The following is an 18945-nucleotide window of genomic DNA, read 5'->3' as shown; positions in this document are numbered from 1 at the left end:
AATTCAGACAAACTCCGAATGCCGGATATTTATACACGGGAGTCAGACTGCGAGTGATAAGATCCGTAGTCAAAAGGGAAACAGCCCAGACCACCAGCTAAGGTCCCAAAGTAATCGTTAAGTGGAAAAGGATGTGGCGTTGCTTAGACAACCAGGATGTTGGCTTAGAAGCAGCCATCATTTAAAGAGTGCGTAATAGCTCACTGGTCGAGTGACGCTGCGCCGAAAATGTATCGGGGCTAAACGATTCACCGAAGCTGTGGATGCATACCATTGGTATGCGTGGTAGGAGAGCGTTCTAAGGGCGTTGAAGTCAGACCGGAAGGACTGGTGGAGCGCTTAGAAGTGAGAATGCCGGTATGAGTAGCGAAACATGGGTGAGAATCCCATGCACCGTATGACTAAGGTTTCCTGAGGAAGGCTCGTCCGCTCAGGGTTAGTCGGGACCTAAGCCGAGGCCGATAGGCGTAGGCGATGGATAACAGGTTGATATTCCTGTACTACCTCCCCACCGTTTGAGAAATGGGGGGACGCAGTAGGGTAGGGTAAGCAGAGCGTTGGTTGTCTCTGTTCAAGCAGTAAGGTGTGTGCGTAGGCAAATCCGCGTACTTTAACATTGAGCTGTGATGACGACTCCGTATGGAGGAAGTTCCTGATCTCACACTGCCAAGAAAAGCCTCTATCGAGGTGGGAGGTACCCGTACCGCAAACCGACACAGGTAGTCGAGGAGAGAATCCTAAGGTGTGCGAGAGAACTCTCGTTAAGGAACTCGGCAAAATGACCCCGTAACTTCGGGAGAAGGGGTGCTCTGGTAGGGTGTATAGCCCGAGAGAGCCGCAGTGAATAGGCCCAGGCGACTGTTTAGCAAAAACACAGGTCTCTGCAAAACCGTAAGGTGACGTATAGGGGCTGACGCCTGCCCGGTGCTGGAAGGTTAAGAGGAGTGGTTAGCGCAAGCGAAGCTGCGAATTGAAGCCCCAGTAAACGGCGGCCGTAACTATAACGGTCCTAAGGTAGCGAAATTCCTTGTCGGGTAAGTTCCGACCCGCACGAAAGGCGTAACGATCTGGGCACTGTCTCAACGAGAGACTCGGTGAAATTATAGTACCTGTGAAGATGCAGGTTACCCGCGACAGGACGGAAAGACCCCGTGGAGCTTTACTGTAGCTTGATATTGAATTTTGGTACAACTTGTACAGGATAGGTAGGAGCCAGAGATCTCGGAGCGCCAGCTTCGAAGGAGGCGTCGGTGGGATACTACCCTGGTTGTATTGAACTTCTAACCCATGCCCCTTAGCGGGGTAGGAGACAGTGTCAGGCGGACAGTTTGACTGGGGCGGTCGCCTCCTAAAAGGTAACGGAGGCGCCCAAAGGTTCCCTCAGAATGGTTGGAAATCATTCGTAGAGTGTAAAGGCATAAGGGAGCTTGACTGCGAGACCTACAAGTCGAGCAGGGTCGAAAGACGGGCTTAGTGATCCGGTGGTTCCGCATGGAAGGGCCATCGCTCAACGGATAAAAGCTACCCCGGGGATAACAGGCTTATCTCCCCCAAGAGTCCACATCGACGGGGAGGTTTGGCACCTCGATGTCGGCTCATCGCATCCTGGGGCTGTAGTCGGTCCCAAGGGTTGGGCTGTTCGCCCATTAAAGCGGTACGCGAGCTGGGTTCAGAACGTCGTGAGACAGTTCGGTCCCTATCCGTCGTGGGCGTAGGAAATTTGAGAGGAGCTGTCCTTAGTACGAGAGGACCGGGATGGACACACCGCTGGTGTACCAGTTGTCTTGCCAAAGGCATCGCTGGGTAGCTATGTGTGGACGGGATAAGTGCTGAAAGCATCTAAGCATGAAGCCCCCCTCAAGATGAGATTTCCCATTACGCAAGTAAGTAAGACCCCTGAAAGACGATCAGGTAGATAGGTTCGAGGTGGAAGTGTGGCGACACATGTAGCTGACGAATACTAATCGGTCGAGGACTTAACCACATGTTTATGAATATCAATGAACCGTTTATCCAGTTTTGAAAGAACAAACTTTCAATTTAATAAGTGAAGTGATGATGGCAAAGAGGTCACACCTGTTCCCATACCGAACACAGAAGTTAAGCTCTTTAGCGTCGATGGTAGTTGGGGGTTTCCCCCTGTGAGAGTAGAACGTCGCTTCGCACGAATGAAAACCACTGAGCAATCAGTGGTTTTTTATATTTTAAAAAAATTCATGATTAATCTACTTAATTTATCTGAATTGCAAATAGATTAAAAAATCACTGCAAGAATTTGTGGGGATTTTAATATAAAAGTTAATTTTATCTACTAATTTTTAGAAGATTAAAATTTAGGATTTTAGAGAAAAACAAATTAAAGAAGAAAAAAGTTTTTTAAAAAAGTAATTGTTATAAAAGATAATATCTGATAAAATAAATATTGTCCGAGAGAGTTAATAAAAAAATGGTCCCGTGGTGTAGCGGTTAACATGCCTGCCTGTCACGCAGGAGATCGCCGGTTCGATCCCGGTCGGGACCGCCATATACATTGACTATTCCAAGTAATTCGCAAAAGCGGATTACTTTATTTGGTTTGTAAAGCATATGTTTTGAACACTACCCTTGCGGGAAAAAATTCCCTAAGCTGTTAAGGAGGAGTGTTGATGAATAAAAACGGTTTATTAGTGTGCCTGGCCATTTGTCTCATCTTCTTGCTAATTTTGAGTACTAAGGCTTGTAAAGATGAAATTTTAGAAATTGAAGAAAGTAATGCACATAGATGGCAAAAATATATGAACGAACAAGAATATGAGCAAGTAAAAGTCGGCATGCCTTACATGGAGGTTGTAAAAATTGCCGGTGGGGCAGGGAAAGAAATTAAAAAAAATGTATATGAGTGGAATGATGAGTTACTATTGACGCAAGGCTTCAGACTAACTTTTAAAGACGATAAAGTTACGAAAAAAGAAATTGTTGAACGTCGAGGTAATTCTTCACGATAAATGAAAGTCTTATTGGCGATTTGCTAATAAGGCTTTTTGTTATGCATGAAATAAGTGATACATTTTGAACAATTGAGCTACTTCAAGTAAACTAGAAGTAGAGGATTTTTTTGTGGAAGGAAGCACAATATGATATTTGAAAAACAAGTATATACATTAGAAGAAACACAAGCACTTGCTTTAACGTTGGCTACATTAGTTGAGCCACAATATACAATTACGTTAGAAGGCGACTTAGGTGCCGGTAAGACGACATTTACGCAAAGCTTTGCAAAGGGATTAGGCATCAAACGTACGGTGAATAGCCCCACATTTACGATTATGAAGCAGTATGAGGGACGTATTGCCTTAAACCATTTAGATGTCTATCGTTTAGAGGATAGTGATGAGGATTTAGGTTGGGATGAAATCTTTTATGGAGATGCGGTAACAGTTGTTGAATGGGCACATTTAATAGAAGATGAGCTACCAAAAGAACATTTGGCAATAGAAATTACACGTATTGATGATACAAGTCGAAAATTTGTATTAAAACCAGTAGGTGAGAAATACATGCGCCTTTGTAAGGAGTTAATAAAATGATTTGGTTAGGGATTGAAACAGCAAATGCCCCGCTTTCTATTGCAATAGTTAAAGATGGTAAAGTGGTAGCAGAAGTTGTACAAAATATTAAATTAACGCATTCAGTAGGTGCGATGCCTGCTATTGAAGAAGTGATAAACAAAGCAGGAATTACATCAACTGAAATCGATGCGATAGCGGTATCAGAAGGGCCAGGTTCGTACACGGGTGTGCGTATTGGAGTTACATTAGCAAAAACATTAGCCTGGTCATTGCAAAAGCCCTTAGTAGGTGTATCAAGTTTAAAGGTATTAGCCGCGAATGTACGCGTGTCTAACTATACGGTTTGTGCGTTGTTTGATGCACGTCGTCAAAACGTTTATGCCGGAGTTTACGAAGGAATTACGCAAACGCCAGTTATCGAGGACCACCATGATCATATTGATGGATTATTAACTAAGCTAGATGCATTAAAACGTCCAGTATTATTTGTAGGTACAGATGTTGAGGTTTATTTTGAAAAAATTCAGGAAGTATTAGGTGAACGTGCTGTCCGTGTGCCCTATACTCTAGACTTACCACGTGCGTCAGAGCTAATTGCAGTAGCAGAGGTACAAGAGCTGCCTTCAGTAGATGCGGTTCATGCATTTGTACCACAGTATCGTCGTATTGCTGAGGCTGAAGCGAACTGGATTAAGGAACAGAAAAAGGAGCAACAATAATGGTACAGTATCGTAAAATGACGCTTGAAGATGTTCCGACAGTTCATGCGATTGAGGTTGCGACGTTTCCAACACCTTGGACGTTAGATTCTTTTTACTATGAGTTGAACGAAAATCAGTTTTCGCATTATTTAGTAGCGGAAAATGAAGCTGGTGAACTCGTTGGATTTTGCGGTCTATGGCTTGTTATTGATACAGCACAAATTACGAATGTGGCGGTTGTTGAATCAGTTCGTGGACAAGGTATTGGTGAAGCGTTAATGCGTGAAGCAGTGCGTGTTGCTAAAGAAGCGAATATGGATGTTATGAGTTTAGAAGTACGCGTAACAAACACCGTTGCGCAAAATTTATATCGCAAACTTGGCTTCCAAGATGGTGGTATTCGTAAAGGCTACTATACGGATAATCAAGAAAATGCGTTAGTAATGTGGGTGAATTTATAATGGATCATTATATATTAGCAATAGAAACAAGCTGCGATGAAACAGCAGCGGCAATTATTAAAAATGGTACTGAAATTATTTCTAATGTCGTATCATCTCAAATTGAGAGTCATAAGCGCTTTGGTGGAGTTGTGCCAGAAATTGCGTCACGCCATCATGTAGAGCAAATGACAATTGTGTTAGAAGAAGCGTTGAAGCAAGCTGAAATGGTACCAAAGGAATTGACAGCAGTAGCTGTAACAGAGGGACCAGGGTTAGTTGGGGCGTTATTAATCGGTATTAATGCAGCAAAAGCATTTGCCTTTGTGAATGGGTTACCGTTAATCGGCACACATCATATTGCGGGACATATTTATGCGAATAATTTAGTACAGCCAATGGAATTTCCGTTGCTTGCTTTAGTCGTATCTGGCGGTCATACAGAACTTGTATTTATGCGCGAGCATGGATCATTTGAAGTAATCGGTGAAACGCGAGACGATGCAGCTGGTGAGGCATATGACAAAGTAGCACGTGTGTTAAACATGCCATATCCAGGGGGACCTCATATTGACCGTTTAGCGCATGAGGCAACGGAAGCGGTGAAATTCCCACGAGTTTGGTTAGAAGAAGGTTCGTATGATTTTAGCTTTAGTGGGTTAAAATCGGCGGTTATCAACTACAAGCATAATATGGATCAACGTGGTGAGGAAATCATTCCAGAGCAAGTCGCAAAAGGTTTCCAAGATAGTGTTGTTGAGGTATTAACGGCTAAAACCGTGCGTGCAGCACGTGAATTTGGTGTGAAGCAAGTGATTGCAGCAGGTGGTGTATCGGCGAACAAAGGTTTACGTAGTGCACTTGAAACAGCATTTGAACAAGAAGGTATTCCATTTTTCGTACCACCGTTAAAATTATGTACAGATAATGCTGCAATGATTGGTGCAGCTGCTTATCAAATGTATGAAGCAGGTGTGCGCGGGAATTTAGCGATGAATGGACGTCCTGGTATGGAATTAACTAGCTGGAAATAAACATATAGTAAGCATGATGAAATGGAAAGTAGTAATCCGATTCATCATGCTTTTTTCTATGGAATTTTAAGTAAGAGAAATGAAAAGATTTTTTAGAATAATATAAAATAGTCGTAACTTGTATTTTATGATATGAAAATGTCTTTTATAACAACTTTTTATTTAATGTACAATTTTTCTGAAAAATTATCCACAGAAAAAGTGATTAATCCTCAAAAAGATGTGCGAACATGCGTACTTATACACAAAGTGTGAATAACTTGTGGAAAACTTGTGATTTATCTATATGTAGTGGCTATTTTTTCACAAGGTAATGTGAATAAAAATAATTTTAAATGTGGATAATGTGGAAAACACTGTTGATATGTTGATATGACTGCATTTATTTTGTGAATAAAATTGTGGGTTATTTTGTCGAAATTCAGCGTATTGACCTATATATATGTCGAATGGTCAACTGGAAATGAATTATTCATTGGTATTACACAATAATGATGAAGAGGTTAGGATTTTCTTTAGATATGGGTATAGTGTAAAAACAACGGAATAGGGGATGTTTTCATGAATTATTTAAAAGAACGCAACAAAATGATTGTATTGCTTGTATTTGGCGTGGTGATTTTAATAGGTGTCCTTTATTTATTGAGTAGTACAGGGAATGGTGTATTTTTAGCTTCGTTTAGTGGCATCTTTATAATTTTCGCGCTGGTTTTATATCCGTTAGCGCTTGTATATGGGAGAAGTCAGATGGTCGATATTTTTCATAGTATCCGTATCGGGGCAAGACAACCGTTTCTAACGAAAACGGCTAATTCGCCGTGGAAGTTACTAACTGCGGCATTAAATACAGTTATAGCGTTATTGACTATTATATTCTTTGGTTGGATTTATGGGGCCTATACGGCATATCAAAAGCTACAAATGTTAAAAAGTTATCATGTGAAATAGTAAAAGGAGAACGCGAGTATATCTATTACATACATGCGTTCTCCATATTTTATCCCGCATTAAGGGACAGTAAGATGCCTACTTCAAACTGGTACATGAAACGAGAAGGCTAAGTGGGGGGTTCACTGTCCCTAAAAGCCCGATTGGTGAGTGGGGATGGGGGAACCCCCACTGAGCAAAGTTTCACTTTATAGCTGTTCTAGTTCTTCGTTTAGTTCAAGCCATTCCATTTCAAATGTTTCGTGCTGCTCTTTGGCTTCAGATAGTTCAGTTTGGATGGCTAATGTTTTTTCGTGGTCTGAGAAAACAGCTGGGTCGCATAGTTGTTCTTCAAACTGAGTAATTTTTTCATCAAGTGTCGCCATATTTTTTTCAATGTCTTCAATAGTGCGTCGAATTTGGCGTTCACGCTTTTTGGTATCTTTATCAATCATAGATGTTGATTTGGTTTGTGAAGACGTTTCTTGTGATTTTGCCTCAGTTACGGCGGCTTTCATCGCTGCTAGTTCTTCAAGCTCTTGTTTTTTCTCAAGGTAGTAATCGTAATCCCCTAAATACTCAAAAGAGCCTGTCCCCGATAATTCCACAACCTTTGTCGCAATGCGGTTAATGAAATAACGGTCATGCGATACAAATAATAACGTTCCAGGATAATCGATTAATGCGTTTTCTAAAATTTCTTTGCTATCTAAATCTAGGTGGTTTGTAGGTTCATCGAGCACTAGGAAATTTGATTTTTGCATCATCAATTTTGCCAAAGCTAAGCGTGCCTTTTCGCCACCAGATAATGAATTGACGGTTTTCGAAACGTCATCACCACTAAATAGGAAGCGACCTAAAATGCTGCGTATATCCTTTTCATTCATTAATGGCCACTCATCCCAGAGCTCGTTTAGTACAGCTTTGTTTGAATGCAGTTTTGCTTGCTCCTGGTCGTAGTAGCTGATTTGTACATTTGTACCATAGCGAATATCGCCAGTTAAAGTGGCTAGATCCTTTACGATTGTTTTTAGTAATGTGGATTTACCAACACCGTTTGGGCCGACTAATGCAAGGCGATCTTCACGGAATACACGCATATTAATATTGGATGAGATTTCTTTGTCGGGGTATCCAATCGTTAAGTCATCAATCGATAATACGTCATTCCCACTTTGACGTTCAATAGTGAAGCCAAAGCTTGCACTTTTTTCATCGCCATCGGGAGAATCCATCCAGTTTGTTTTTTCTAATACTTTGCGACGTGATTGCGCCATCTTTGTTGTTGAGGCGCGGGCCAAGTTTTTTTGGATAAATGTTTCGAGTTTAGCCTTTTCATCCATTTGGCGCTCGTACATCTTCAAGTCGCGCTCATAGTTTTTTGCTTTTTCATCTAAATAGGCGCTGTAGTTGCCAACATATTTTGATACTTTCGTGCGTGATACTTCGTAAACAGTTGAAACAACTTGATCTAGGAAGTATCGGTCATGTGACACGATTAAAATAGCGCCGTCATAGCCTTTTAAATAGCCTTCTAGCCATGAAAGTGTCTCGATGTCTAAATGGTTTGTCGGTTCGTCAAGTATTAGTAAGTCAGGTTTTGACAGTAACAGTTTCGCAAGTGCAAGACGGGTACGTTGACCACCTGATAGCGATTGAATCGGTTTGTCATAATCAGCAGGGAAAAATTGCATTCCGTGCAAGACAGAACGAGTATCTGCTTCGTATTGATAGCCACCCGCATCTTTAAAATCATGCTGCAATTGATCGTATTCTGCCATAACCCGTCCATAAATTTCACTATTTTCATAAACAGCTGGATCAGCCATTTGTTGTTCGAGTTGACGCAGCTTTTGCTCCTGAATACGCAGTGCATTAAAAATTGTCATCATTTCGTCCCAAATAGACAAGTCCGAATCTATGCCTGCATGCTGCTCTAAATAACCAACGCGAATATCTTTTGGAATAATAATTTCACCAGAGTCATAGCTCATTTGACCGGCAATAATTTTTAGGAGAGTCGATTTACCTGCACCGTTGCGACCCACTAATGCTACGCGGTCACGATGTTGTACCTCAAGTTTGACACCGCTTAAAATTTCATCAGTGATAAAGGATTTATATAATTGATTTACTTGTAAGACAATCATGTTTACACCTCAGTTTCTTCTATTTAGTTTAAAGGATGGACACACGACGTGCAACGATGGATACTTTACTTGGAGCTAGTAGTTTAGTAAGATTAACTTGTTTCTGCTGAATTGGGAACTCGGGCTAAGTGCGTCACATCGTGTGGCAACGTCTGAGTGACCAACATTTTTTTGGCCCAATGCCCAGCGAATGTCACAGATTTTCTAGGGGAATTTTTTCAGTTAACTCAAAAAAATTTGGACGCAATTACGCTGAGGGGTAATTGATAACGATTTCCAATAATAAGAAGGAGGAGGAGAATGTGTGAAACCAGAAGCAAAAATTCCACAAGCAACAACGAAAAGACTCCCTCTGTATTATCGATTTTTAAAAAACTTCGCAAATGAAGGTAAAAAACGTATTTCATCACAAGAATTAAGTGATGCGATGAAAATAGATTCGGCTACAATTCGTCGAGACTTTTCTTATTTTGGAGCACTTGGTAAGAAGGGCTATGGCTACGATGTCAACTATTTACTCGAATTTTTCCGCCAAACCTTAGATCAAGATGAAGCGATGAATGTTGCACTAATTGGAGTAGGGAACTTAGGAAATGGTTTATTAAAATACAATTTCCAAAAAAACCACAATACACGTATTGTGGTGGCGTTTGACTCGAAAGCGCCTTATGAGGGAACAATGATTAGTAATATTCCGGTATTCCATCCAGATCGTTTAGAGGATATGTATGAGGAATTTGGCGCGGAATTAGCAATTTTAACAGTGCCATCACGCTCAGCGCAAATGATGACTGACCGCCTTGTGAACATGAATGCAAAAGGAATATTAAATTTCACGCCTGTACGACTTTCTGTGCCAGAGACGTTAAAGGTTATGAACATTGACTTATCTGTGGAGTTGCAGGCACTTATCTATTTAGTAAGAAATTCAGATTAGTAACAAATTGTTCACATTACTAAAAATGGTAAAATGTTTTTAATTACTGTAAAATGTACATAATAATAGAGGAGGTGGCTATAGTGGAAGTCGTTGTGCATTTAAGTGCGATTACACCTGTAAGCCTAATTATCATTGGTCTTATTGCTTTATTAATTTTTGGTCCAAAAAAATTACCATCTTTAGGTCGTGCCATGGGGACAACTTTACGTGAGTTCCGCAGTGCTACAAAAGGACTAACAGATGATGACGATGATGATTACAAAACAAAAAAAGCTGTCATTGAACATAAAGATAACGAAAAACCTAACGATAAGTAAATTAAGGATGTCTTATTATGAATCCACAAGAATTAACCTTACTCGAACATATGGAGGAACTTAGGAAACGCTTATTTTTCGTGGCGATTTTCTTTGTTTTAGCGCTTTTTGCAGGCTTCTACACAGCCAAACCGATTATTAGACACATTCAACGCAGTGATCTTGCTGCTAGTTTTTCGATGAACGCCTTTAGTCCTGCCGATCCATTAACTGTTTATTTACAAATGACATTCATAATTGCGGCAGTGATTGTTTCACCGATTTTACTCTATCAGTTATGGGCTTTTATAACACCTGGCTTACATGATAAAGAGCGAAAGGCAACTTTAAAGTACATACCGTATGCTTTTGTACTAGGTATTGGTGGTATGGCCTTTGCTTACTTTATTTTATTTCCGTTTGTCATGCGATTTATGACGGAACTATCGAGTGATTTAAACATTACTCAAACGATTGGCATTAATGAATTCTTTTCATTTTTACTAAAGTTAGTCGTCCCATTTGGCATTCTATTTCAGTTGCCAGTCGTTACGCTATTTGTGGCGCGACTAGGGATTATTAACCCAAAATTAATGATTAAATTCCGCAAGTATGCCTATTTTGTATTAATTGTTATTTCTGTATTACTAGCACCTCCGGATTTTGTGTCGAATATCATTATTGCGATTCCGCTTTTTATTTTATACGAGGTAAGTATTGTCATTTCTCGTATAGGCTATCGTAAATATGAAAAGGCTGAAGCAGCGCGTGTTTTACAAGAAGAAGAGCGTGAACGTGAGTTGCAAGTAGAAGAATTGCTAGAGCAGCAGCGTAAACAAATGGAACAAATGAATAGTTAGCAATAAATGCTATCGCCATTCGGTAGCGTTTTTTGTTAGCAAAAAAGCCATGGGAATTTTATTAATAAAATTCTCATGGCTTTTCTTATTATGAAAGCTATACCTGAAACTTATCGGCATTCATTTGGATAAACGTCACGAAGCCGTTAAGTAAAATATGCGCGATAATGGGTGTAATGAGGCGTTTGGTTTTATGGTATAAAAACGCGAAAATCATCCCGCAAATAGTGTATAAAATAATGTGCGTGAAATCCATGTGAATCGCAGCAAACACAATCGCACTAATAATACTCGCAATCCAGAAGTTGTAGTTTTGAATAATCGAGCCAAAAATCACACGACGGAAAACAAGCTCCTCTAGTACAGGTCCTAAAAATACCGTTGCAATCATCATGACAGGGGCGACTTTCGTAACGTTCATAATAGCTTCGGTATTTTCAGACCCCTTATCAATGCCTAATGCAAGCTCAATCGCGGCCCCAATTGTTTGCCCTAAAAATACTAGGAAGAAACCGATGATTCCCCAACCAATGGCTTTACCTAAAGGCATTTTTTCGCCGCTAAACACATTCCAAAAGTTTTTATTACGTGAAATGAATAGGAAGGATACGATAAAGGCAATCGCAAAAGAAATCGTGCTCCACCAACCAGAAAGCTTGATTAATTGTTCATCTGGTGTACCAGAAAATAGCGCTAGTAAGGTATCTTTTAAACCAGGAGTGAATATAAGTAAAAATACAGATAATTGACAAATGATATAAGTTAACAACACATAAAATGCGGTCTTTTGTGTTTTAAACTTAGGTGAGGAAACGTTTTTCACAGCTCCAACCTTCTTTCTATTTTAATAACGATATTAAGTAATTCTTCTATATTGTAGAGGAATTTCTTGATAAAACAAAATTTTTTAGCGCACATACTTGCAAAAAAATAGTGAATTTATTAAAATTATAAATGTGTTAGCACTCTAAGGTTCAGAGTGCTAAATAGAACAAATATTTAGGAGGTTGTTTCAATTGTTAAGACCATTAGGAGATCGCATTATTATCGAACTTGTAGAAGTAGAGGAAAAAACAGCGTTCGGTATCGTTTTACCTGACTCTGCAAAAGAAAAGCCGCAAACTGGTAAAGTTGTAGCTGTAGGCACGGGTCGAGTTCTTGACAACGGCATTCGTCTTGATCTTGATGTAAAAGTAGGCGACGAAATTATCTTCTCAAAATTCTCAGGTACCGAAGTGAAGTATGATGGCGTAGAATATTTAATTTTACGCGAAAGTGATGTACTAGCTATCGTCGGTTAATTTAAAAACGAACTTTCAAACTCGCAGCTAGTTTTTATACATAGTATTTTCTGCTAGCTGCACATGAACTTAAAAAATACATTATAAAAATAGATTGTAAAATTAGGAGGATATGCATTATGGCAAAAGATATTAAATTCTCAGAAGAAGCTCGTTCTTTAATGGCAGCAGGTGTAGATAAATTAGCAAACGCTGTAAAAGTAACATTAGGGCCAAAAGGGCGTAACGTTGTATTAGAGAAAAAGTTCGGTTCACCATTAATTACAAATGACGGTGTATCCATCGCAAAAGAAATCGAATTAGAAAACCCATACGAAAACATGGGGGCAAAATTAGTAGCAGAAGTGGCTTCTAAAACAAACGAAATCGCAGGTGACGGTACTACAACTGCAACAGTTTTAGCGCAAGCAATGATTCGCGAAGGTCTTAAAAACGTAACAGCTGGTGCAAACCCTGTAGGAATCCGTAAAGGTATGGAAAAAGCAGTAGCAGCGGCATTGACAGAGCTACAAACAATTTCTCGCCCAGTAGAAAACAAAGAATCCATTGCGCAAGTAGCGGCAATTTCTTCAGCGGACGAAGAAATCGGTCAATACATTGCAGATGCTATGGAAAAAGTAGGAAACGATGGTGTTATTACAATCGAAGAGTCTAAGGGATTCACAACAGAATTAGACGTAGTAGAAGGTATGCAATTTGACCGTGGTTACCTATCACACTACATGGTTTCAGATACAGATAAAATGGAAGCGGTACTTGATAACCCATTCATTTTAATTACTGATAAAAAAGTGGCAAGCATTCAAGAAATTTTACCAGTGTTAGAGCAAGTTGTTCAACAAGGGCGTCCAATTTTAATTATTGCAGAAGACGTGGAAGGTGAAGCGTTAGCAACTCTTGTAGTAAACAAATTACGCGGTACATTTAATGCAGTAGCAGTAAAAGCACCAGGCTTTGGCGACCGTCGTAAAGCGATGTTAGAAGATATCGCAATTTTAACTGGTGGCCAAGTTATTACACAAGACCTTGGCTTAGATTTAAAATCAGCTGACCTTACTTCTTTAGGTCGCGCGGCGAAAGTAATTGTTTCTAAAGACAACACAACAATCGTTGAAGGCGCTGGTAACACAGACGCAGTAGCAGGACGCGTAAACCAAATCCGAGCACAACTTGCAGAAACGACTTCTGAATTCGACAAAGAAAAATTACAAGAGCGTTTAGCAAAACTAGCTGGCGGTGTTGCAGTTATCAAAGTTGGCGCGGCAACAGAAACGGAATTAAAAGAGCGTAAATTACGTATTGAAGACGCATTAAACTCAACGCGTGCGGCAGTGGAAGAAGGGATTGTATCAGGTGGTGGTACAGCACTTCTAAACGTATACGGCGCAGTAGTAAAAGTATTAGATGAGGTAGAGGGTGACGTAGCAACAGGTGTACGCATTATTTTACGCGCATTAGAAGAGCCAGTTCGCCAAATTGCAGAAAACGCTGGTCTTGAAGGTTCAATCATTGTTGACCGTTTAAAACGTGAAGAAATCGGTATTGGTTTCAACGCAGCAACAGGTGAGTGGGTAAACATGATTGAAGCGGGAGTAGTTGACCCAGCAAAAGTAACACGTTCAGCATTACAAAACGCAGCTTCTGTTGCTTCACTATTCCTAACTACTGAAGCAGTTGTAGCAGACATCCCAGAAGCAGGTGGCGGCGGTATGCCAGACATGGGCGGCATGGGTATGCCAGGAATGATGTAGTCCTTCTTAACAGTTGAATAACATTTTAACTTTGAAACATCTCAAATCATTTATTAGGATTTGGGATGTTTTTGTAACTTTTTCCAAAATTTTTGGTCTAATGAATAAAAGGGGTGTTGGAGGGATTTACATGAAAAAAGGGTTATTGTTAAGCGGAATTGTATTTTGCTGGCTATTTTTCATCCCACAGTTAGTGTTTGCAACGAGTTGGGCATTTCCTTTTGTTGTGTGGAATGATTCAATTTATGTCATTACAGATGAAGTCGTGCCACAGGTAGAACAAAAAATAGGTAAGGTTACGAGGTATTCAGATATGGAGCAATTCGGGGGGAATTTCTCGAACTATTATCCAAAGGGCACTACTTACTATGCAATAGAAGGTATAGCGACAACTGAGGCCATTGCGGTTGAACATGAAAAAGGAAAGTATATTATGGCAGTCTACGAATCACCATATGAATTTCAAGGTAGCGTAATGGATAAGGCGAAAATAGCATTCATTGCGATTGTTATTGCCATTATGAGTTTTATTATTTATTGTATTTTACCCAAATTTAGAAACAGGTAAAATAAATGCTCTTGTGGAATTTAGAGGAAGTATATTTTATGCTAGACGGAATTTTTGCATTAAATGATTTAAAACTCATATCATCAACCTCCTAATAACTACAGATATATAAAATTAAATAGTTAGACTTATTTATAGAAAGAAGAGGTATGACTATCTTATCTATTATCCTTATTTAAGGAGCGGTATTTTGTATATTATGTCTTAGATACGAATTAATTTTTATCATCTATAAATCATATTTATTAATCCAATAATTTCTAATTTTAATAATATTTTGTTTTTTGTAATTACTTATTTTATAATATGAACAAGTCATTTTTACTTGGGGGTTATGAATGAAGAAGTTTAGTATATTTGCAGCATTAATTTTAGTATTACAACTTGTACTACCTGTATCTTTATCAGCATCTGCTGAAGATTCGAGTGAGGTACTAAATTATTTGGCTTTGGGGGATTCCCTTGCAGCAGGTATGAATGAAAAAGGCGAAATTGGCCTTGGTTATGCAGATTATATCGCGCAGAGCTTTAGCATTGGGGAAGAACCAATCAATTATAATAAAGGTTTTGCTTTTCCGGGATATACAACGGTAAATGTACTAAATGATATTGAAAACAATGTAACAAAGCCAATCTATAACTTAGATGGTCAATCAACAAAAACAGCAACGATACAACAGGCAATCAAAGAAGCTCATTTGATCACATTAAGTGTTGGCGCAAATGACATATTAAAAAATGTAACACGTACTGAAGCAGGCGGTTTTTCATATGATGCTGCAGGTGTGCTTCAAACTATCCAACAAGTTTCAACAAACTATAAGAAAATTTTCGATAGTATTTATGCATTGAATCCAGAAGTAGATATTATTGTGATGGGCTTGTATAACCCGTTTCCATATTTACAAGATTCAACAGTACAAGGGCAGTTAAATACACTAGTTACAACAATTAACAATTCGATTAAAACAATTGTAGAAGAAAATGAAGGTATTTTTTCAGATGTGTCATCGTTAATTGCAGAAAACGCAAGTGCATTTTTACCGAATCAAAACAATACTCATCTAAATGAAGCGGGCTATGATGCAGTCGCAGCATTAATGATTGAGGACTATTTTGCAGTTATTTTAGGGGATTTAGAAGATGGATTTACGGAAATCGTGATCGAAGAAGCACCGTTTACAGATATTAAAAACCATTGGGGTAAAGACTATATTGATGTAGCTTATTCTTATGGTATTATGAAGGGCAATGAAGATGGTACATTTAAGCCAAATGTTAATGTGACACGTGCGCAAGCAGTATCTGTCATTGTACGAGCATTTGAATTAGAAGCTACGAATGCAGCACCATTTAAAGATATCAGTCAGTATTCACAAGATACTCAAAATGAAATTGCAGCGGCTTATGAGGCGGGTTTAATTCGTGAAAACGGTGGCTACTTTAATCCAAAAGGGCAAATTACACGAGCACAACTAGCATTAATGTTAATGCGCTTATCGAATAGTTTTGTAGGTGAAGAGTACATTCCAGAATCAATTGCGCCGTTTAAGGATATTGTCAATTTTGATCGTGAAACGCAAGTAGCGATTACATTTTTATATGATATTGGTGTAGTAGATGGGACGAGTGCAACAACGTTCTCACCAAAAGATAACTTAACACGTGCACAATTAGCGAAGATTTTAGTGTTAGCAATGTCAGGAGAATAATTAAAAACAGACTGACCTAGTCGTTGAGACACATATTAAATACCCTTTAGGCTGCTTGGTGACCGTATTCTACGGGCGCTGAGTAGCCTTTTTTTGTATTCTCTCTTCATAATAATATGTCTTCTCGTCTCTTCATTGGCCAATGAATGATGCTTTACAAGCAAGGATTCCTCTGTCTTTAAATGCATTTTACATCTGCTTGATATCTGACTCCTGTCATAAAAAAACACCTCCAAAATAATTAGGTATATATACTTTTATATATTCCGATTTTAGAGGTGTTTCATATAGTCATATTAAATTAGGTTAGTCCAGTTTTTGTTGCTAATATTAGTCTGTTATTTAATAAAGAAAAATCTTTTGAAACATAAGCACTGTGCAAATAGTGTTTACGGTTCGTAAAACCCAGAAATTTGGAAGTAAGTAGCTTTCATAAATTATGCCCAGACAGTTACCTTAAATGACTACATTAAGTAGGTGTGAGGTATTGTCAGTTGGCTATGATACTAGGAATTGTTATTGGATAATACCTCTACGCAAAGCTTCGGCTACACCTTGCACTCGATTTAACACCTCGAGTTTTCGAATGGCGGATTGTACGTAATCCTGAACAGTAAATTCGCTAATACCAAGAGATACAGCCATTATTTTCGTACTTTCACCCCAAGACATTCTTTGCAATACGTCAATTTCCCGTTTACTAATTTTTTTGGAGTAGCCAGGATAGTCATCTTCTCCAAATATTTGCCCTAAATGTTGTCCATACATAGCAAGAGATTCCAGAAGGTTATCCTTAACTATAAAAGAATCCGTACTTCCCATGCAGGCATAGCCAACTACGTGGGAGCTATAGCTAATGGGAACTACTATAAGTTCAGTTGTCACGCCATTGGTGAATTTTACCGGTATTTGGTGAATTGATTGGGAATCGATATGCTTAGGCGTTCTTTCCTTTATCGCTGAATAGATAGGAGGCATGTTTCGAACATCATCTCTCCACTCTTGTAAGGATGATACCCCCTGTTGATCGATACATAATATCCCTTCACCGACTTTGCTTAATGTCGAATAGAAATAGAGACTTACACGTGAAAAGTTAAAAATATCCATAAAACCGCGGACGGCAAGTATTTGTTTTTCATAATGAGAAGAAACGGATGAAATTGATTGGATTTGTTTTTTTATAGCTGTTTCAAGCATAAATTTCCCCCTTTAAAACAGGATTCTATATTCAGATTATATCAAAAAATTACGAGATTTCAAATTTGCGAAAAACTGAAAGAAACCCTGCGAAATAACAAACTTATAGTTTATTGAAGAGAAAAATTGACCTTTCTACAGAAAATCCCCTTAATTTTAGGGGATTTTTTAATGCGAAAATTAAAACTATTATAGTACTTGTAAGCGATTACACACGAAATATTAATTGTATGAACAAAGGTCATTGTTAATGTAATGACTCTTAATTATAGAAAGCAGGTGCAGACAATGAGTAATTCTTTTGCAGAATTTCATTTAAGAACAGCTATAACTAGTGGAGCTGGAGCGAGAAGTTTATTACCACAAATGATTACGGGGTTAGGCGGAAAGCGAGCAATTTTAATTACGGATAAAGGAATTGTTCAAGCAGGAGTTGCTGCCCAAGTTATCGATTTATTTAAAAATTCACAGGAAAAGGTAGAACTTGTTGGTGTCTTTGATGAAATTGAACAAGATGCCAAAGCTGAAAATATTACTAAAGCCGTTCGGGTTGCCAAAGAACTTCAAGCGGATGCGCTAATTGCATTGGGCGGTGGAAGTGTGCTAGATGCAGTAAAAGGCATTAAGTGGATGTTGCATAAAGGCTATGAAAATACAGAGGAAGTGTTTCATACGAGTATTAGAGAATTTCCTCCAGAAGCTCAACCAATGGATATTCCACATGTAGCAATCCCTACGACAGCAGGAACGGGTGCAGAAGTGTCGCCAATGGCTGTTATTTATAATGAAAAACTAGGTGTAAAAGTAGTGGTAAGGACTCCTTATCTGAATGCAGACATAGCAATTTTGGATCCTGAATTAACAGTAGGACTCCCTCCGAAAATTACAGCATTTACAGGGATGGATGCCTTAACACATGCAATAGAAGGTTACTTTTCATCAACAGCTACACCATTTACTGATTCGTATGCGTTGTATTCTGCCAAATTGATTGCAGACAATTTACCAATAGTTGTTAAGGAGGGCTCTAACGTAGAAGCTAGAGGCAATATGTTAATGGCGAGTGCAATGGCAATAACGGCATTTGGTTTCGGCAATAATGGCGTGCCAGTGCATAATATGGCACATGTATTCGGTGCCAAGTTTAGAATTCCACATGGCCTAGCAAACGCGGTACTGCTACCAAATGTGATGGCGGGTTTGCCTGAATTATATTTACCAAAAATCAAGCATTTTGCTGAGACGTTGGGAATTGAAACATCGTCATCTGATCCACAAGAATGTTTGACAAAGGTAATTCAATTCATCCGTTATTTGCGTCAACAAGTAGGTTTATCAGATACATTTTCTGAATTTAATCTCGATTCTACTATTCTTGATTACATCGTGGAGGAAGTGCAAAGTGATTCGGCATCAGGTAAATTCCTCATTCCAGCGGATATTATTATGAAAGTGACGAAAGAAGTTGCGGGATTTATACAAGTAAAGTGAACCTAAACATATTCGAAGGAGGTATA

Annotated in this window: 17 protein-coding genes, 1 tRNA gene and 2 rRNA genes (1 of these 20 cut by a window edge); 17 read left to right on the top strand and 3 right to left on the bottom strand. The window is 39.0% G+C overall.

Translation table 11 applies throughout. The features are described 5' to 3' along the window. From O7776_RS18260 to O7776_RS18220, 9 genes are all read left to right on the top strand, one after another. Nucleotides 1–1984 (top strand): 23S ribosomal RNA (locus tag O7776_RS18260) (it extends 945 nt beyond the left edge of the window). 64 nt (nucleotides 1985–2048) lie between these two features. Next, nucleotides 2049–2164 (top strand): 5S ribosomal RNA (gene rrf, locus O7776_RS18255). Between the two features lie 284 nt (nucleotides 2165–2448). Continuing rightward, a tRNA-Asp gene (locus O7776_RS18250) sits at nucleotides 2449–2524 on the top strand. A gap of 121 nt (nucleotides 2525–2645) precedes the next feature. Next, entirely contained in the window at nucleotides 2646–2984 is a 339-nt protein-coding gene (locus O7776_RS18245; protein ID WP_274308345.1) for a hypothetical protein, read from the top strand. A 129-nt stretch (nucleotides 2985–3113) separates the two neighbouring features. Next, nucleotides 3114–3566 (top strand): tRNA (adenosine(37)-N6)-threonylcarbamoyltransferase complex ATPase subunit type 1 TsaE, encoded by a 453-nt coding sequence (tsaE, locus tag O7776_RS18240; protein WP_274308344.1) that lies wholly within the window; start codon nucleotides 3114–3116, stop codon nucleotides 3564–3566. Further along, entirely contained in the window at nucleotides 3563–4267 is a 705-nt protein-coding gene (gene tsaB / locus O7776_RS18235) for a tRNA (adenosine(37)-N6)-threonylcarbamoyltransferase complex dimerization subunit type 1 TsaB (RefSeq protein WP_274308343.1), read from the top strand. The genes tsaE and tsaB overlap by 4 nt, the downstream gene beginning before the upstream one ends. After that, nucleotides 4267–4710: a ribosomal protein S18-alanine N-acetyltransferase gene (rimI, locus tag O7776_RS18230; RefSeq protein WP_274308342.1), complete on the top strand. Its 444-nt coding sequence runs from the start codon at nucleotides 4267–4269 to the stop codon at nucleotides 4708–4710. Before tsaB ends, rimI begins: the two co-directional genes overlap by 1 nt. Then, the gene (tsaD, locus tag O7776_RS18225) at nucleotides 4710–5723 is read left to right on the top strand and encodes a tRNA (adenosine(37)-N6)-threonylcarbamoyltransferase complex transferase subunit TsaD (RefSeq protein WP_274308341.1); all 1014 of its coding nucleotides are present in this window, start codon (nucleotides 4710–4712) and stop codon (nucleotides 5721–5723) included. The genes rimI and tsaD overlap by 1 nt, the downstream gene beginning before the upstream one ends. A 561-nt stretch (nucleotides 5724–6284) precedes the next feature. Continuing rightward, nucleotides 6285–6671, top strand: coding sequence for a hypothetical protein (locus tag O7776_RS18220; protein ID WP_274308340.1), 387 nt, complete (start codon nucleotides 6285–6287; stop codon nucleotides 6669–6671). 188 nt (nucleotides 6672–6859) lie between these two features. On the opposite strand, the gene O7776_RS18215 is transcribed toward O7776_RS18220, so the two are convergent. Continuing rightward, the gene (locus O7776_RS18215; protein WP_274308339.1) at nucleotides 6860–8800 is read right to left on the bottom strand and encodes an ABC-F family ATP-binding cassette domain-containing protein; all 1941 of its coding nucleotides are present in this window, start codon (nucleotides 8798–8800) and stop codon (nucleotides 6860–6862) included. A 304-nt stretch (nucleotides 8801–9104) separates the two neighbouring features. Here O7776_RS18215 and O7776_RS18210 point away from each other — a divergent pair, with 304 nt between their 5' ends. The 3 genes from O7776_RS18210 to tatC all read left to right on the top strand — a co-directional run bounded on the left by O7776_RS18210 (nucleotide 9105) and on the right by tatC (nucleotide 10896). Continuing rightward, nucleotides 9105–9737 carry a redox-sensing transcriptional repressor Rex gene (locus tag O7776_RS18210; protein WP_274308338.1) on the top strand — a complete coding sequence of 211 codons (633 nt, stop codon included), beginning with the start codon at nucleotides 9105–9107 and terminating at the stop codon, nucleotides 9735–9737. Between the two features lie 83 nt (nucleotides 9738–9820). Next, nucleotides 9821–10057, top strand: a complete 237-nt coding sequence (gene tatA, locus O7776_RS18205) for a twin-arginine translocase TatA/TatE family subunit (RefSeq protein ID WP_420802131.1) — start codon at nucleotides 9821–9823, stop codon at nucleotides 10055–10057. Between the two features lie 17 nt (nucleotides 10058–10074). After that, nucleotides 10075–10896 carry a twin-arginine translocase subunit TatC gene (gene tatC / locus O7776_RS18200; RefSeq protein WP_274308336.1) on the top strand — a complete coding sequence of 274 codons (822 nt, stop codon included), beginning with the start codon at nucleotides 10075–10077 and terminating at the stop codon, nucleotides 10894–10896. Nucleotides 10897–10993: 97 nt separating this feature from the next. On the opposite strand, the gene O7776_RS18195 is transcribed toward tatC, so the two are convergent. Next, the gene (locus O7776_RS18195) at nucleotides 10994–11719 is read right to left on the bottom strand and encodes a CPBP family intramembrane glutamic endopeptidase (RefSeq protein ID WP_274308335.1); all 726 of its coding nucleotides are present in this window, start codon (nucleotides 11717–11719) and stop codon (nucleotides 10994–10996) included. A gap of 193 nt (nucleotides 11720–11912) precedes the next feature. Here O7776_RS18195 and groES point away from each other — a divergent pair, with 193 nt between their 5' ends. From groES to O7776_RS18175, 4 genes are all read left to right on the top strand, one after another. Next, nucleotides 11913–12197, top strand: coding sequence for a co-chaperone GroES (groES, locus tag O7776_RS18190; protein WP_274308334.1), 285 nt, complete (start codon nucleotides 11913–11915; stop codon nucleotides 12195–12197). A 119-nt stretch (nucleotides 12198–12316) separates the two neighbouring features. Continuing rightward, the gene (groL, locus tag O7776_RS18185; protein ID WP_274308333.1) at nucleotides 12317–13948 is read left to right on the top strand and encodes a chaperonin GroEL; all 1632 of its coding nucleotides are present in this window, start codon (nucleotides 12317–12319) and stop codon (nucleotides 13946–13948) included. Between the two features lie 130 nt (nucleotides 13949–14078). Next, nucleotides 14079–14516, top strand: a complete 438-nt coding sequence (locus tag O7776_RS18180) for a hypothetical protein (RefSeq protein ID WP_274308332.1) — start codon at nucleotides 14079–14081, stop codon at nucleotides 14514–14516. Nucleotides 14517–14854: 338 nt separating this feature from the next. Next, nucleotides 14855–16228, top strand: coding sequence for an S-layer homology domain-containing protein (locus O7776_RS18175; protein ID WP_274308331.1), 1374 nt, complete (start codon nucleotides 14855–14857; stop codon nucleotides 16226–16228). A gap of 516 nt (nucleotides 16229–16744) precedes the next feature. Here the strand turns inward: O7776_RS18175 and O7776_RS18170 are convergent. Then, entirely contained in the window at nucleotides 16745–17428 is a 684-nt protein-coding gene (locus O7776_RS18170; protein ID WP_274308330.1) for a response regulator transcription factor, read from the bottom strand. A gap of 288 nt (nucleotides 17429–17716) precedes the next feature. Between O7776_RS18170 and O7776_RS18165 the strand changes: the two genes are divergently transcribed. Next, nucleotides 17717–18919, top strand: a complete 1203-nt coding sequence (locus O7776_RS18165; protein ID WP_274308329.1) for an iron-containing alcohol dehydrogenase — start codon at nucleotides 17717–17719, stop codon at nucleotides 18917–18919. Nucleotides 18920–18945 lie beyond the last annotated feature (26 nt).

Origin of the sequence: Solibacillus daqui, from assembly GCF_028747805.1 — a bacterium.
GTDB lineage: Bacteria > Bacillota > Bacilli > Bacillales_A > Planococcaceae > Solibacillus > Solibacillus daqui.
Note: the sequence above shows the minus strand (reverse complement) of the source record. Positions and strands in the feature narration are given on the sequence as shown.